Source organism: Stenotrophomonas sp. TWI377 (assembly GCF_039674525.1).
Classification (GTDB): Bacteria; Pseudomonadota; Gammaproteobacteria; order Xanthomonadales; family Xanthomonadaceae; genus Stenotrophomonas.
This window is the reverse complement of record NZ_JBDJNT010000002.1, coordinates 1-15,715: the sequence shown is the minus strand read 5'-3', so window position 1 is coordinate 15,715 and position 15,715 is coordinate 1. Positions and strand designations below refer to the sequence as shown.

Annotated in this window: 12 protein-coding genes; 9 read left to right on the top strand and 3 right to left on the bottom strand. The window is 66.7% G+C overall.

The window, feature by feature from the left end:
- Nucleotides 1–41: 41 nt before the first annotated feature.
- Nucleotides 42–908 carry an EamA family transporter gene (locus tag ABE546_RS03450; protein ID WP_346462711.1) on the bottom strand — a complete coding sequence of 289 codons (867 nt, stop codon included), beginning with the start codon at nt 906–908 and terminating at the stop codon, nt 42–44.
- A 55-nt stretch (nt 909–963) separates the two neighbouring features.
- On the opposite strand from ABE546_RS03450, the gene ABE546_RS03445 reads away from it, so the two are divergent.
- Nucleotides 964–1,638 (top strand): CocE/NonD family hydrolase, encoded by a 675-nt coding sequence (locus tag ABE546_RS03445; protein WP_346462710.1) that lies wholly within the window; start codon nt 964–966, stop codon nt 1,636–1,638.
- Nucleotides 1,635–2,735, top strand: coding sequence for a cell division protein ZapE (gene zapE, locus ABE546_RS03440; protein ID WP_313208897.1), 1,101 nt, complete (start codon nt 1,635–1,637; stop codon nt 2,733–2,735). Before ABE546_RS03445 ends, zapE begins: the two co-directional genes overlap by 4 nt.
- A gap of 92 nt (nt 2,736–2,827) precedes the next feature.
- Here zapE and ABE546_RS03435 read toward each other — a convergent pair whose 3' ends face one another.
- Nucleotides 2,828–3,658 carry a DUF2884 family protein gene (locus ABE546_RS03435; protein ID WP_346462709.1) on the bottom strand — a complete coding sequence of 277 codons (831 nt, stop codon included), beginning with the start codon at nt 3,656–3,658 and terminating at the stop codon, nt 2,828–2,830.
- Between the two features lie 579 nt (nt 3,659–4,237).
- Between ABE546_RS03435 and ABE546_RS03430 the strand changes: the two genes are divergently transcribed.
- From ABE546_RS03430 to ABE546_RS03410, 5 genes are all read left to right on the top strand, one after another.
- Nucleotides 4,238–6,622: a ribonucleoside-diphosphate reductase subunit alpha gene (locus ABE546_RS03430; protein ID WP_346462708.1), complete on the top strand. Its 2,385-nt coding sequence runs from the start codon at nt 4,238–4,240 to the stop codon at nt 6,620–6,622.
- Nucleotides 6,623–6,732: 110 nt separating this feature from the next.
- The gene (locus ABE546_RS03425; protein ID WP_313208894.1) at nt 6,733–7,752 is read left to right on the top strand and encodes a ribonucleotide-diphosphate reductase subunit beta; all 1,020 of its coding nucleotides are present in this window, start codon (nt 6,733–6,735) and stop codon (nt 7,750–7,752) included.
- A gap of 515 nt (nt 7,753–8,267) precedes the next feature.
- Nucleotides 8,268–8,681, top strand: a complete 414-nt coding sequence (locus tag ABE546_RS03420) for an acyl-CoA thioesterase (RefSeq protein WP_019184839.1) — start codon at nt 8,268–8,270, stop codon at nt 8,679–8,681.
- 46 nt (nt 8,682–8,727) lie between these two features.
- Nucleotides 8,728–9,546, top strand: a complete 819-nt coding sequence (locus ABE546_RS03415; RefSeq protein WP_346462707.1) for an NAD-dependent protein deacetylase — start codon at nt 8,728–8,730, stop codon at nt 9,544–9,546.
- Between the two features lie 58 nt (nt 9,547–9,604).
- Nucleotides 9,605–10,753: an NADH:flavin oxidoreductase/NADH oxidase gene (locus tag ABE546_RS03410; RefSeq protein ID WP_313208892.1), complete on the top strand. Its 1,149-nt coding sequence runs from the start codon at nt 9,605–9,607 to the stop codon at nt 10,751–10,753.
- A 50-nt stretch (nt 10,754–10,803) separates the two neighbouring features.
- Here the strand turns inward: ABE546_RS03410 and ABE546_RS03405 are convergent, their stop codons facing one another.
- Complete coding sequence (locus ABE546_RS03405) at nt 10,804–11,736, bottom strand: LysR substrate-binding domain-containing protein (protein ID WP_313208891.1); 933 nt, start codon at nt 11,734–11,736, stop codon at nt 10,804–10,806.
- A gap of 223 nt (nt 11,737–11,959) precedes the next feature.
- Here ABE546_RS03405 and aceE point away from each other — a divergent pair, with 223 nt between their 5' ends.
- Nucleotides 11,960–14,632, top strand: coding sequence for a pyruvate dehydrogenase (acetyl-transferring), homodimeric type (gene aceE / locus ABE546_RS03400; RefSeq protein WP_346462706.1), 2,673 nt, complete (start codon nt 11,960–11,962; stop codon nt 14,630–14,632).
- Between the two features lie 74 nt (nt 14,633–14,706).
- Nucleotides 14,707–15,558: a formyltetrahydrofolate deformylase gene (gene purU, locus ABE546_RS03395; protein WP_313219882.1), complete on the top strand. Its 852-nt coding sequence runs from the start codon at nt 14,707–14,709 to the stop codon at nt 15,556–15,558.
- The last annotated feature ends 157 nt before the right edge of the window (nt 15,559–15,715 follow it).

Sequence of the window (15,715 nt, the reverse complement as noted above, 5' to 3'; positions counted from 1 at the left end):
CCCGGGTAGTGCCGGCCGCTGGCCGGCACCGCATCAACCAGTTACCACGTGCCCCACGCGATCAACCCGATCGCCACCACGGCCAACCCCAGGCCCACCCGGTTCCACACACTGGTGCGCTCGCCGAAACCGACGATGCCCACCAGCGCGCCCAGCACCACCACGCCGATGTTCATGCCGGCGAACACCACCGCCGGGCTGTCCGGCAGATGCTGGTGGGCGCGCACGTAGAACAGGATGTTGCCGAAGTTGAGCAGCCCGAGCAGGGCGCCGCCGACCCCGTTGCGCCACTGCAGGCGGGCGATGCCGCGCAGGTGACGCCATAGCTGCAACGCCAGCATCAGCACGAAGGCCAGGCTGAAACTGGCCAGCAGCGCGGCCATCGAGGGCGTGCCCGACAACGCCACCTTCTTGAGCAGGATGTCCACCAGGGCATAGCCCACCCACACCGCCAGCAGCCACGGCCAGGCCCGCCCGCCAGTGGGCTCGGCCGCACCGGCGCGCGGGCGCACGCTGATCCCCAGGATCGCCAGCAGGCCCAACCCCAGGCCGGCCAGCTTCCAGCCGTTGGCGGTCTCCCCGAACACCAGGAACGCGGCCAGCAGCGAAAGCAGGAGTGACAACCGCTGGGCCACGTCGCTGCGCACGATCCCGGCGCGGGTCACCGCGCGGGCCATCATCAGGAAGATCGCCGGCAGCGCCACGGCCAGGCAGAGCAGGGCGGCCCACGGCGCATGCGCGGTCTGCAGTGACGCCAGCGAGGGCTGCAGCAGCACCGCGCTGAGCACGCTGGCGACCAGATAATTCCACGTCACCACCTGCGGCATGTCCAGCCGCTGGCGCGGCGCCAGCTTCAGCAGGACCGAGACCAGCACGCTGCAGAGAACGCTGAAAACCAGAAAGTGCATGTACGGATCCGGCGGGGCGGCGGTGAAGCACGCGGAGGGACGGTATTATGACGCCATGCACAATCCCCCATTTCCCCAAGAAAGCGGTGCGCTGACGCTGGACGGACCGGTCGGTCCGCTGGATGTCGTGGTTGATCTGCCCGAGGCCGATGTCGCGGTGCAGCCGGTGGTGGCGATCGTCTGCCATCCGCTGTCCACCGAGGGCGGCAGCATGCACAACAAGGTGGTGACCATGGCCGCGCGCTCGCTGCGCGACCTGGGCATCGCCACCGTGCGCTTCAACTTCCGCAGCGTCGGCGACTCGGCCGGCACGTTCGACAACGGCGTGGGCGAACAGGACGACCTCAAGGCCGTCGCCGCCTGGGTCCGTGCGCAGCGGCCGGGCCAGGCCCTGTGGCTGGCCGGTTTCAGCTTCGGCGCGTACGTCTCGCTGCGCGCGGCGGGCGACCTGCAGCCGACCACGTTGATCTCGATCGCGCCGCCGGCCAGGCGCTGGGACTTCGAGGGCATGCAGCCGCCGGCCCAGTGGCTGGTGATCCAGGGCGAGGAAGACGAGATCGTCGACCCGCAGGCGGTCTATGACTGGCTGGACAGTATGGATGCACCGCATGAACTGGTGCGCATGCCCGATACCAGCCACTTCTTCCACCGCAAGATCGTCGACCTGCGCGGCGCGCTCATCCATGGCGTCAAGCAGTGGCTGCCCAACCCCGCCCCCGACGCGGCATGAGCGACACCGTGATGACCCCGTCGCAGCGCTACGCCGATGGCGTGGCCCGGGGCGAATGGCAGAACGACCCGGCCCAGCACGCCGCCCTGGCCGAGCTGGATCGCATCCATCTGGCGCTGGTCGACAGCGCCCAGGACGGCTGGCTGGACCGCCTCTCCGCATTCTGGAAGAAGCCCGAGCCGGTCAAGGGCCTGTACTTCTGGGGCGGGGTGGGGCGCGGCAAGACCTTCCTGGTCGATCTGTTCTATGACGGCCTGCCGATCGAACAGAAGTACCGCACCCATTTCCATCGCTTCATGCGCGGCATCCACGAGCGCCTGCGCGAGCACCAGGGGCAGAGCGATCCGCTGGCGAAGATCGCCCAGGAGTGGCGCAGCAAACTGCGCGTGCTGGTGCTGGACGAATTCTTCGTCACTGACATCGGCGATGCGATGCTGCTGGCGCGCCTGCTCGAACGCATGTTCGCCGAGGGCGTGACCCTGGTGACCACCTCCAACACCGCGGTGGAAAACCTGTACCTCAACGGCCTGCAGCGCGACAGCTTCCTGCCCGCGATCGGGCTGCTGCAGACCTACTGCGTGGAACTGTACGCCGAAGGCACCGAGGACTACCGCATGCGCGCGCTGACCCGCTCGCCGGTGTACCAGTCCCCGATCGATGCCGGCAGCGATGCCTGGCTGGCCGGCCGCTGGGCCGAGCTCAGTGGTGGGCAACCGGCCAAAGCGGGCAACATCGAGATCGAGGCGCGCAAGATTCCGGTGCGCGGCCGCGGCAAGAGCATCGTCTGGTTCGATTTCAAGGCGCTATGCGAAGGCCCACGCGGCCCGTCGGATTACATCGAGATCGCGCACGAGTTCAACACCGTGCTGCTCGGCGATATCCCGCACTTCGACACACTCAACGAAGATGCCGCGCGCCGCTTCGTCAACCTGATCGACGAGCTGTACGACCGCCACGTCAACCTGGTCTGCACCGCGACCGATTCACCGGTCGGGCTGTATTCGGGCATCCGCCTGCAGGGCGCGTTCGAACGTACCGCCTCGCGCCTGATCGAAATGCAGAGCGCCGAGTACCTGGGCACCCCGCACCGCGCGTAAATCCACGCCGGGCCTGGACAGGCCGTGATGGAGATCCACGCCATGCGTGGATAGGCCGTGCAACGTAGATCCACGCCATGCGTGGATGCTCTCTACAACGGCGGCAACACCAACGCGTCCCCGCGCGGCTGTTCGTGCGCGATCGGCGCGGCCGCGTCCTCGTTGCGGTCCATCACCATCATTGCCAGCGGCCTGCCCTGGTAGCGCACCTCCAGCGACTGCTGGATCGCGTCCAGCGCCAGCACCTGCGTGCACAGCGACTGGGCCTGCGCCTCCAGCGCCTTGCCACGCAACTCCATGCGGTGCTCCAGGTCGGCCTCCATCTTCTCGGCGCGCGCCTCGATCCGGCCAGAGCCGCCGGTCAGCATCGTCCACATCACCCCGCGGGCAAGCGAGGCCGACATCGACTCGGCCGCCTGCTCGATGCGCGCCTCGAACTGCTCGCCGAACAGGTCCTGCTCCCAGATCCCGCGGCCCAGCGTACGGCCAACGTATTCGTGGGCATCCCTGCGCAGCCCTTCCACTTCGCGCGCCTTGCGGCCGCTGCCGGTCATGATCTCCACCGTCGCCCCCAGCGCATCGAAGGCGATGTCCGTGGCCTCGCCGGCCACCCCGGCCACCGCAGGCACCAGCTGGCGGGTGCCCCACTCGAGCTGGCGCAGGCGCTGGGCATCGGCGTCACTGACCGGGATCGGCTGGCGATCGATGTTCAGCTCGCCATCGTGGAAGAAAATCTCCGCCGGCACCTGCTCGCGGTTGCGCAGCCAGATCCCGCCGCTGTCCACCAGCACGTTGTAGGGCGTGCTCACCCCGCACTGGCGCGAGGAGAGGGCCGGCGCCTTGGTCTGGCCATCGGCGGCGGCGGTGCCGGTGCCGGCCAGGGTCAGGCCCAGCAACAGACATCCAGTCAGGGGCAGGCGCATGGTCGCGTTCATATGAAAGGAGACGCGTTGGAGCGTCGCACCCCGGGGCGGCCCCGGCGCGGGTCGGAAGTCACCCTGACCGGCGGCCATTCGTTAGGGCCATGTGAGGCCGCTGTTCCGTTTTTCGTGCCCCTGCGTCGCATCCGGCACCGGCGTTTTGGCCTTGACTGCGCACTCGCTTTCGACAGGTCCAGACCGTTCGTCGGACGCCTTTCCGGCCCGGTCCTTGCGCCGCAAGGGATTAGGGAAATTCACTACATTTGGCGTTGACGACACCTGGTACCCCCACTATCTTGTGGCCGTCGGTACCGCCGACCACAAGTCGACGGGCGTATCGCCTTCACGCCGATGGCCTGAAGACCTACTGACAACCGCACGAAGTACAGCGTGTGGTGCCGGTCGCAGGATTCTCCGGGGGGAGAGGACCGGTGACGCAGGGGAACCGCCCGCAGGCTTGCCTGCCCGGGTCGCGGCTCCTGCGACGCCGATAGTCCACCCTGAGCATCTCTGCATCGGTTCCGGCGCCTGCCAGGCAGACCCACGCTGCACCACCCCAAATCACGCCAAGAGGAAAACGCCGTGAGCACCGAAACCAGCGCAGCTATCGATAAGGAAAGCGAATTCCTGCTGACCTCGCCGCCCACGGCGACCGCCATGAGCGTCACCAAGCGCAATGGCACGACCGAACTGGTGGACCTGAACAAGATCGTGCGCGCCGTACAGCGCTGCTGCGAAGGTCTGCATGCGGTGGATCCGATGCGCGTTGCGACCCGCACCATCTCCGGCCTGTACAACGGCGCGACCACCCAGGAGCTGGACGAACTGTCCATCCGCACCTCGGCGCTGCTGATCGGTGAAGAACCCGAATACGGCCGCCTCGCCGCGCGCCTGCTGGCCAACTTCATCGCCAAGGAAGTGTCCGGCCAGGAAATCCATGCGTTCTCGCAGTCGGTCGGCCGCGGCCACGAAGTCGGCCTGATCAACGCACGCCTGCTGGAGTTCGTGCAGGTCAACGCCCGCAAGCTCAACGACGCGATCGATCCGTCGCTGGACCTGCATTTCGATTACTTCGGCCTGCGTACCCTGTACGACCGTTACCTGCTGCGTCATCCGCACACCCGCAAGGTGATCGAGACCCCGCAGCAGTTCTTCCTGCGCATCGCCAGCGCGCTGAGCGAAGACGTGCCGGAAACCCTCGCGCTGTACAAGCGCATGGGCAACCTGGATTACCTGCCCTCCAGCCCGACCCTGTTCAACTCCGGCACCACCCACGAGCAGCTGTCCTCGTGCTTCCTGCTGGATTCGCCGCAGGATTCGCTGGAGTCGATCTACGCCAAGTACGGCGATATCGCCCAGCTCTCCAAGTTCAGCGGCGGCATCGGCGTCAGCTACAGCCGCGTGCGTTCGCGTGGTTCGCTGATCAAGTCGACCAACGGCCATTCCAACGGCATCGTGCCGTGGCTCAAGACCATGGATTCGTCCGTGGCCGCGGTGAACCAGGGCGGCAAGCGCAAGGGCGCGGCCTGTGTGTACCTGGAAACCTGGCACGCCGATATCGAGGACTTCCTCGAACTGCGTGACAACACCGGCGACGAATCGCGCCGTGCGCACAACCTGAATCTGGCCAACTGGATCCCCGACCTGTTCATGCAGCGCGTCGAGGCCGACCAGGAATGGTCGCTGTTCGATCCGAGCGTGGTGCCCGAGTTCACCGATCTGTTCGGCGAAGCGTTCGAGCAGGCCTACCTGCAGGCCGAAGCCCAGGGCAAGGCCCAGCGCACCATCTCCGCACGCAAGCTGTACTCGCGGATGATGCGTACCCTGGCCGAGACCGGCAACGGCTGGATGACCTTCAAGGACAAGTGCAACCGCGCCAGCAACCAGACCCTGCGTCCGGGCAACGTGATCCACCTGTCCAACCTGTGCACCGAAATCCTGGAAATCACCTCGGCCGAAGAGACCGCGGTGTGCAACCTGGGCTCGATCAACCTGGGCAATCATTTCGACGGCCACGGCGAGTTCGATTTCGAGAAGCTGGCCGACACCGTGCGCCTGGCCGTGCGTCAGCTCGACCGCGTGATCGACCTGAACTTCTACCCGATCGAAACCGCCCGCCGCGGCAACCTGCGCTGGCGTCCGGTCGGCCTGGGCTGCATGGGCCTGCAGGACGTGTTCTTCCGCAAGCGTCTGGCCTTTGACAGTGCCGAAGCCCGCGCGCTGTCCAGGCAGATCGCCGAAACGATCTACTTCCACGCGCTGGAAACCTCGTGCGAGCTGGCCCAGGAACGCGGCAAGCACCCGTCCTTCGTCGACACCCGTGCGGCCAGCGGCGAGCTGCAGTTCGATGCCTGGAACGTGGTGCCCGAAGACACCGCCCGTTGGGACGCCCTGCGTGAGCGCATCAAGGAACACGGCCTGCGCAACTCGCTGCTGATCGCGATCGCCCCGACCGCGACCATCGCCTCGATCGCCGGTTGCTACGAGTGCGTCGAGCCGCAGGTCTCCAACCTGTTCAAGCGCGAAACGCTGTCCGGCGACTTCCTGCAGGTCAACCGTTACCTGGTGAACGAGCTGAAGAAGCTCGGCCACTGGACCCCGGAAATGCGCGACGCGATCAAGCTGGCCGAAGGCTCGATCCAGGGCATCACCCAGATCCCGGAAACGCTGCGCCACATTTACCGCACCGCCTGGGAACTGCCGATGCGTTCGCTGATCGACATGGCCGCCGACCGCGGCGCGTTCATCGACCAGTCCGCCTCGCTCAACCTGTTCATGGAAAGCCCGAACATCGGCGCGATGTCCTCCATGTACATGTACGCCTGGAAGCAGGGCATCAAGACCACGTACTACCTGCGTTCGCGCCCGGCGACCAAGATCGCCAAGACGACCGTCAGCAGCTACACCCCGGTCGAAGCCGTCGCCTGCTCGCTGGAAAACCCGGAAAGCTGCGAGGCGTGCCAGTAACCAAGGCGTGCCGGCCCACCGGGCCGGCCCCGCCGGGTGCACGGACGGAAAATCACACATTCGGTAGCTACCGACCGTTGGTCGGTAGTCGCCAAGAAGGACGAAACACCATGGCCGACAAGCCGACTCAAATGCTGCTCGATCCAGGTTTTGAACTGACGTTGCGCCCGATGCGCTACCCGCAGTTCTATGACATGTATCGCAACGCGATCAAGAACACCTGGACGGTCGAGGAAATCAACTTCCAGATCGACATCAGCGACCTGCACGGCAAGATGTCGCCGGGCGAGCGCCACCTGATCCACCGCCTGGTCGCGTTCTTCGCCACCGGCGATTCGATCGTGTCCAACAATCTGGTGCTGAACCTGTATCAGCATCTGAACGCGCCGGAAGCGCGCATGTACCTGTCGCGCCAGCTGTACGAAGAAGCGCTGCACGTGCAGTTCTACCTGACCCTGCTCGACAACTACCTGCCCGATCCGGACGAGCGCGCCAAGGCGTTCGACGCGGTGGAGAACATCGACTCGATCAAGAAGAAGGCGGACTTCTGCTTCAAGTGGATCGACTCGATCCAGAACCTGAAGCGCATCGAGACCCGTGACGAGCGTCGCCAGTTCCTGCTCAACCAGATCTGCTTCGCGGCGTGCATCGAGGGTCTGTTCTTCTTCGCGGCCTTCGCGTACGTGTACTACTTCCGTTCGCGCGGTCTGCTCAACGGTCTGGCCTCGGGCACCAACTGGGTGTTCCGCGACGAGAGCGCGCACATGGAGTTCGCCTTCGAGTGCGTGGATGTGATCCGCGAGGAAGAGCCGGACCTGTTCGACGATGCGATGAAGCAGGAGGTCTACGACATGCTGGCCGACGCGATCGAGTGCGAAGTGCAGTTCGCCGAGGACGTGCTGTCGGGTGGTGTGGCGGGCATTTCGACGCGTGATATGCGCCAGTATCTGCAGCATTGCGCGGACAATCATTTCCATCGCCTGGGCATGGAGAAGAAGTACAACGTGCGCAATCCGCTGAGCTTCATGGAGCTGCAGGACGTGCAGGAGTTGACCAACTTCTTCGAGCGCCGTTCCTCGGCCTACCAGGTAGGCGTGAAGGGCGAAGTGTCGTTCGACATGTCGTTCTGATCTGACGCTCACGTCGTGATTTCGAAAAGCCCCGGACATGTTCCGGGGCTTTTTGTTTGCGCTCTGCTTGCTTGAGCGTTGAAGCGTTGAGGCAACAGCGTTGGCGTCCGGATGCTGCGAGTAGAAGTGACCCGGGCAGGCGAATGCTGGACCCGCCGTAAATACGTCCGTGTAGGCTCGTGGGGCGCAACCAAGCGGCCCAACCGTCCTGCATTCGCCTACCCGGGTCACGTCCCATGGATCTTCCATTGCGGTTGGAAAGGCGGTTGCTACCAACGTGCGCTGACTATCAATGAGGACCTTGGTATCAACACGTCGTGTAGAGCCGAGCCATGCTCGGCTGCTCTTCCTCTCCCACACCACGTCGCGTAAGCACTCGCCAAAGCCGCTCTCCCCACCGCGCATAAGCAAACTATCTAGAGGAGGTCGGGGGTCCCTTTGCAGGACCGTTAAGCGGCATGGATGCCCCCCTGTCGTATCATCCGCGCCATCCCACAGCATTCCCGGCCCCCGCCATGACCCCCATCCCCGAAACCATCCCGCCCATCGAAGTCCGCATGGCCGAGATCGTGTTCCCCAACCACACCAACCACCTGGGCACTCTGTTCGGTGGCCAGGCACTGGCATGGATGGACAAGGCGGCGTTCCTGGCCGCGGCCCGCTACTCGCGCCGCACCGTGGTCACCGCGCGCTCGGACCAGGTCGATTTCAAGCTGCCGATCCGCATCGGCCAGATGGTGGAAACCGTCGGCCGCATCGTCGAAGTCGGCCGCAGCTCGATGAAGGTGGAGGTTGAACTGATCGCCGAAGACCTCCACACCGGTGAGCGCAAGCTGTGCACGCGCGGACACTTCGTGATGATCGCGCTGGATGCCGACGGCCATCCGACCAGCGTCCCGTCGCTGCCGGGTGACATCCCGGGCCCGTAAGCGGCCCGCGATTGCCTCTCCGCACCTGCGCCCCCATCTGCTGATCATGAGCACACCCCTCGCCGAGTTCATCGACCGCGCCCAGCGCCTGTTCGTGCTGACCGGCGCGGGCTGCAGCACCGATTCGGGCATCCCGGATTACCGCGATGCCGATGGCCAGTGGAAGCGGACGCCGCCGGTCACCTACCAGGCCTTCATGGGCGAGCTGGCCACCCGCCAGCGCTACTGGGCGCGCAGCCTGCTGGGCTGGCCCCGGTTCGGCTGGGCCCGGCCGAACGGCACGCATGCCGCGCTCGCCGCGCTGGAGGCCCGTGGCCAGGTCGAGCTGCTGCTCACCCAGAATGTCGACCGGCTGCATCAGCGGGCGGGCAGCGAGGCGGTGATCGACCTGCATGGGCGGCTGGACCAGGTGCGCTGCATGGGCTGCGAAGCGCGCACCCCGCGCGAGGCGTTCCAGCACCGGCTGCTGGCGCTCAACCCCGGCTGGGAGCATCTGGAGGCCGGACAGGCGCCCGACGGCGATGCCGATCTGGAGATGGATTTCTCCGCCTTCCAGGTGCCGGCCTGCCCGGCATGCGGCGGGGTGCTCAAGCCGGACGTGGTGTTCTTCGGTGAAAGCGTGCCGCGCGAGCGGGTCGCCACCGTCCACGACCATCTGCAGCGGGCCGATGCGGTGCTGGTGGTCGGCTCCTCGCTGATGGTCTATTCCGGCTTCCGCTTCGTGCAGGCCGCGGCCCAGGCCGGGCTGCCGATCGCCGCGCTCAACCGCGGCCTTACCCGCGCGGACGCGCTGTTGAGCCTGAAGGTCGACCAATCCTGCGCCGACGCGCTGGCCTTCCTGCTGCCAGGAACCGCCGCCGCCTGAGCCGCTACGAAACACTGATCCATTGGCACGGTTGCCTCCGCCGCCGCACAGGAGTGCAATGGCGCCCGGTTCCATTTCCTCTTCCCGAGTTCCCCCCTTGAGCCAGCTCTTCTCCTCCATCCCCTTCGGTCCGCTGACCCTGCCCAACCGCATCGTGATCGCGCCGATGTGCCAGTACTCCTGTGTCGACGGCCTTGCCAACGACTGGCACCGCATCCATCTCGGGCAGCTCTCGCAGTCCGGCGCCGGCCTGCTGATCCTGGAAGCCACCGCCGTGCTGCCGGAAGGCCGCATCAGCTGGGCCGACCTGGGCTTGTGGGATGACGCCACCGAAGCCGCGCTGGCCTCGGTCGTGGCCTCGGTCAAGCAGTGGTCGCCGATGCCGCTGGGCGTGCAGTTGGGCCATGCCGGGCGCAAGGCCTCGGTCAACAAGCCCTGGGAAGGCGGCGGTGCGATGGACCCGTCCGATCCGCGTGCGTGGCCCACGGTCGCACCGTCCGCGCTGCCGTTCGCCAAGACCGACCCGACCCCGACCGAACTGGATCTGGCCGGCATCGATGCCGTGGTCGAGGCTTTCGCGGCCGCCGCCCGTCGCGCAGAGCGCGTCGGCATGGACCTGATCGAACTGCACGCCGCGCACGGCTATCTGCTGCACCAGTTCCTGTCGCCGCTGAGCAACCGCCGCGAGGACGACTACGGTGGCTCGCTGGAAAACCGCATGCGCCTGCTGGTGCGCGTGTTCGATGCCGTGCGTGAGGCCGTCTCGGACCGCATCGCGGTGGGTGTGCGCATCTCCGCCAGCGACTGGGTGGCCGGTGGCTGGGATATCGAACAGACCACGACCCTGGCGCACGTGCTGGATGCGCGCGGCTGCCAGTTCCTGCACGTCTCCAGCGGTGGCAACGACCCGCGCCAGCAGATTCCGCTGTCGCCGGGCTACCAGGTGCCGTTCGCGCAGGCGATCAAGGCGCACAAGCTGCGCATGCCGGTCATCGCGGTGGGCCTGATCACCGAGCCCTCGCAGGCCGAATCGATCCTGCGCCATGGCCATGCCGATGCGATCGCGCTGGCCCGCGGCATCCTTTACGACCCGCGCTGGCCGTGGCATGCCGCCGCCGCACTGGGCGATTCGGTCGCTCCGGCACCGCAGTACCTGCGCTGCGAACCGCGCGAAGCCCGCGGTGTGTTCATCGCGCCGGAACGCTGACACGCTGGCGGTAGTGCCGGCCGTTGGCCGGCATCCGGGTGACCCTGTGCTCAGCCGACATCCACCCGCCACGCCGGCGGCAGCCCCTCGATGATGTGCTGCATCAGCGCCCGCACCTTCGGGGTCAGATCGCGGCGATCGCTGACGCACAGGAACAACCGCATCGGCTCCGGTGAGGCCTGGGTGCTCTGCGCATCGCCGGGTTCGAACAGCGCCTGCAGCTCGCCGCGCGCGAGATAGGGCGCGGCCACGAACGCCGCCAGCCGGGTGATGCCGCCGCCGGCCACCGCCATCGCGGCCAGTGCATCGACGTCATCGCTCACCAGCGCCGGGGCCACCTCGGCATCGAAGCGCATGCCGTCGCGGACGAAGCCCCACGGCAGATAGCGCCCGTCCAGCGGGTAGCGCAGCAGCAGGCAACGATGCTCGCGCAGCGCCTCCGGTGTGAGCGGAATCCCGGCCCGCGCGAGATACGACGGTGCCGCGCAGAACACGAACGGCACCTGCGCGATCGGCCGCGCCACCAGGCCTTCCTCCAGCTGCGGTTCGATCCGGATGCTCACGTCCACGTCTTCGTGCGCGTGGTCCACGCTGCGGTCGGTGAGCAGCAGCTCGATCGCCAGGCGGCGGAAGCGGGCCTGCAGCGCGGGCAGCAACGGGGCCAGCGCGTGGCGGCCGAACGCGGTGCTGCTGGCGATCCGCAACCGTCCTTCAGGCGTGGCATCGAGGTCGGTCACGGCGGCCTGGGCGCGCTGCAGGTCGCGTTCGATGTGGCGCACCTGGGCCAGGTACAGCGCACCGCGCTCGGTCAGGGCCAGGGTACGGGTGGTGCGGTTGAGCAGGCGCACCCCCAGATGCGCCTCCAGCCGGGCGATGTTCTGCCCGACCGCCGCCGGGCTCACCCCAAGCGTGCGCGCGGCCGCAGCCAGGCTGCCGGCGTCGGCGGTCCGGATGAAGCTGCGGATTGACTGGAGAATGTTCATGCTGGCCGCCATTCTCGCGCTCCATTGGAAAGAATTTCTTTATAAAGCGCCAAGTCCATCCGGTCTACCCGCCCTGCGGCCCCCTGCTTATCGTGCCTGTCCCGCAACCGCCAGGTTGCCCGCTCGCCCGGCTCTGTTGCCCGGGCGACGCCGCTTCCGCGCTGTGCCGCCCCCGCTGCCGTCGCGTCCTGCGCACGGCCTGGCCGCCTTCCCCGGAGATGACATGAACCCAGCGCTCGCCCCCCTCGATACCGACCCGCAGGAAACCCAGGAATGGCGTGAGTCGCTGGAGGCGGTCATCCACGCCGCCGGCCGCCCGCGCGCGCATTACCTGATGGACCAGCTGACCGAGCTGGACACGGCCCGCCATGGGGATCTGCATGGCCGCGTCTGGACGGCGTATACCAACACCATTCCGGTCGAGCGCCAGCCGGCCTATCCGGGCGATCTCGGCATCGAGCGCCGCCTCAACGCGATGATCCGCTGGAACGCGATGGTCATGGTGCTGCGCGCCGGCAAGCACTCCAACGTGGGTGGCCACATCGCCACGTACCAGTCCGCGGCGGTGCTGTACGACGTCGGCTTCGATCACTTCTTCCGTGGCCGTACCGACACCTTCGATGGCGACATGATCTACATCCAGGGCCACTCGGCGCCCGGCATCTACGGCCGCGCATTCGTCGAAGGCCGTATCGCGCCCGAACGCATGGACAACTTCCGCCGCGAATCCGATCGCGATGGCCTGTCCTCCTATCCGCACCCGCGGCTGATGCCGGACTTCTGGCAGTTCCCCACCGTCTCGATGGGGCTGGGCCCGCTCACCGCCGCCTACCAGGCGCGTTACATGCGCTACCTGGAATACCGCGGGCTGAAGGAGCACCAGGGCCGCAAGGTCTGGGCCTTCCTTGGCGATGGTGAAATGGACCAGCCCGAATCGCTGGCCGCCATTTCCGTGGCCGGCCGCGAGCGCCTGGACAACCTGGTGTTCGTGGTGAACTGCAATCTGCAGCGGCTGGACGGCCCGGTGCGCGGCAACGCCAAGGTGATCCAGGAACTGGAAGGCATCTTCCGCGCCGCCGGCTGGAACGTCATCAAGGTCATCTGGGGCGGCGGCTGGGATGCGCTGCTGGCCAAGGACCGCACCGGCCTGCTGCGCCAGCGCATGATGGAATGCGTGGATGGCGACTATCAGACCTTCAAGTCGCAGAACGGTGCCTACGTGCGCGAGCATTTCTTCGGCAAGTATCCCGAACTGCTGGCGCTGGTCGCGGAGATGAGCGATGACGAGATCTGGGCGCTTGCGCGCGGCGGTCACGACCCGCAGAAGGTCTATGCCGCCTACGCGCAGGCCGTCGCCGGCAACGGCCGGCCGAGCGTGATCCTGGCCAAGACGGTCAAGGGGTTCGGCATGGGCGAGGCCGGTGAAGGCCAGAACATCAATCACCAGCTCAAGAAGATGAGCGCCGATGCCGTGCGTGCGTTCCGTGATCGGTTTGATCTGCCGGTCAGTGACGACCAGCTGGAAGACATGCCGTACCTGCGCCCCGCGCCGGGCAGTGCAGAGGCGCGCTATTTCGCACAGCGCCGCCAGGCCCAGGGCGGCCAGCTGCCGGCGCGGGTGACCCACGTCGATCCGTTGCCGGTGCCGGCGTTGTCGGCGTTCGCCACCCAGTTGCAGGGCAGTGGCGAACGCGGCCAGTCCACCACGATGGGCTTCGTGCGCATCCTCACCACGCTGCTCAAGGACCCGGAACTGGGCAAGCTGATCATTCCGATCGTGCCCGATGAATCGCGCACGTTCGGCATGGAAGGCCTGTTCCGCCAGATCGGCATCCACTCCTACCTCGGCCAGCTGTACACGCCGCAGGATGCCGGCCAGCTGAGCTATTACAAGGAAGCCAAGGACGGCCAGATCCTGCAGGAAGGCATCAACGAATCCGGCGCGATCTGCTCGTGGATCGCCGCCGGTACCGCCTACAGCAACCACGGCCTGGCCACGATTCCGTTCTACATCTTCTACTCGATGTTCGGCCTGCAGCGCGTCGGTGACCTAGCCTGGGCGGCTGCCGATGCACGCACCCGCGGCTTCCTGCTCGGCGCCACCTCCGGCCGCACCACGCTGATGGGCGAGGGCCTGCAGCACGATGACGGCCACAGCCACGTGCTGTCCTCGGTGATCCCCAGCTGCGTGTCCTTCGATCCCACCTACAACTTCGAACTGGCGGTGATCATCCAGGACGGCCTGCGCCGGATGTACGTGGACCAGGAGGACATCTACTACTACATCACCGTGCTCAACGAGGCCTATCCGCACCCGGCACTGCCGGAAGGCAGCGAAGCGGGCATCCTCAAGGGCCTGTACCTGCTGCACCCCGCTGCCGCCGACAGCGACCCGGCGCTGCGCGTGCAGCTGATGGGCAGTGGCGCGATCCTGCGCGAAGTGGAAGCCGCCGCCACCCTGCTGCAGCAGGATTTCGGCATCGCCAGCGACGTGTGGAGCGCCACCAGCCTCACCGAACTGCGCCGTGATGGCCTGGCGGCCGAGCGCTGGAACCTGCTGCACCCCGTGGAGGAGCCGCGGGTGCCGTATGTGCAGCAATGCCTGGCCGCGCACCCGGGCCCGGTGATCGTGGCCACCGACTACATGAAGATCGTCGGCGACCAGATCCGGCCCTTCATCGACGGCCGCCGCTTCACTGCGTTGGGCACCGATGGCTTCGGCCGCTCGGATACGCGCGAGTCACTGCGTACGTTCTTTGAAGTGGACCGCCACTTCATCGTGCTCGCCGCGCTCAAGTCGCTGGCCGATGACGGCCGGATCGAACGCGGCCAGCTGCAGGTGGCGATCGACCGGTACGGCATTGATGTGGAGAAGGTGGACCCGGCGGCGGTGTAGGGGCTGGGCCACTGCCCTTGGTTGCATCTGAGAGCATCGACCGCAGCCCGGCGGTGCTCGCTTACACTGGCCGGATGCGCCCCGATTCCATCCTCACCCTCTCATGCCCGGACCGTACCGGGATCGTCTACCGTGTGTCCGGCCTGCTGTTCGAGCTGGGCTGCAACATCCTCGATGCCCAGCAGTTCGGCGACGACGAGAGCGGCCGGTTCTTCCTGCGCGTGCATTTCGATCGTGCCGCCGAGCGGTCACTGGGCGATGTGGAAGCCCGCATGGCCACCCTGGCCGCCGAGTTCGGGATGGACTGGCAGCTGCATGACGCCCGCCGCCGCGCACGGCTGCTGGTGCTGGTGAGCAAGCAGGGGCATTGCCTCAATGACCTGCTGTTCCGCGCGCACAGCCGGCAGCTGCAGGTGGATATCGCGGCGGTGGCCTCCAATCACGAGGACTTCGCTGCCCTGGCCGGCTCCTATGGCGTGCCGTTCCATCACCTGCCGGTCAACGCGGACAACCGCGCCGTGCAGGAGCAGCAGATCATCGATCTGGTCGAGCGCGAGCAGATCGACCTGGTGGTGCTGGCGCGTTACATGCAGATTCTGTCGCCGCGCCTGTGCGAGGCCTTGGCCGGGCGGGCGATCAACATCCACCACAGCTTCCTGCCCAGCTTCAAGGGCGCGCAGCCGTATCACCAGGCGCACGCGCGCGGGGTCAAGATCATCGGCGCGACCGCGCACTATGTGACCCCGGATCTGGACGAAGGCCCGATCATCGAACAGGACGTGGCGCGCGTGGATCACGCGATGACGCCACGCGACCTGGTGCGGCTGGGCAGCGACACCGAATCGCAGGTACTGGCCCGCGCGGTACGCCGGCATGTGGAGCACCGCATCCTGCGCAACGGGCATCGCACCGTCGTCTTCCGCTGATCGGTAGGTACCCACCGTTGGTCGGTACGACTGACCTGTAGGTACCCACCGTTGGTGGGTACGACTGACTGTAGGTACCCACCGTTGGTGGGTACGACGCTCCGGTAGTGGGGGGCGGGGGGGGGGGGCCCACAAACTCCACCAAACAAAAACCTGA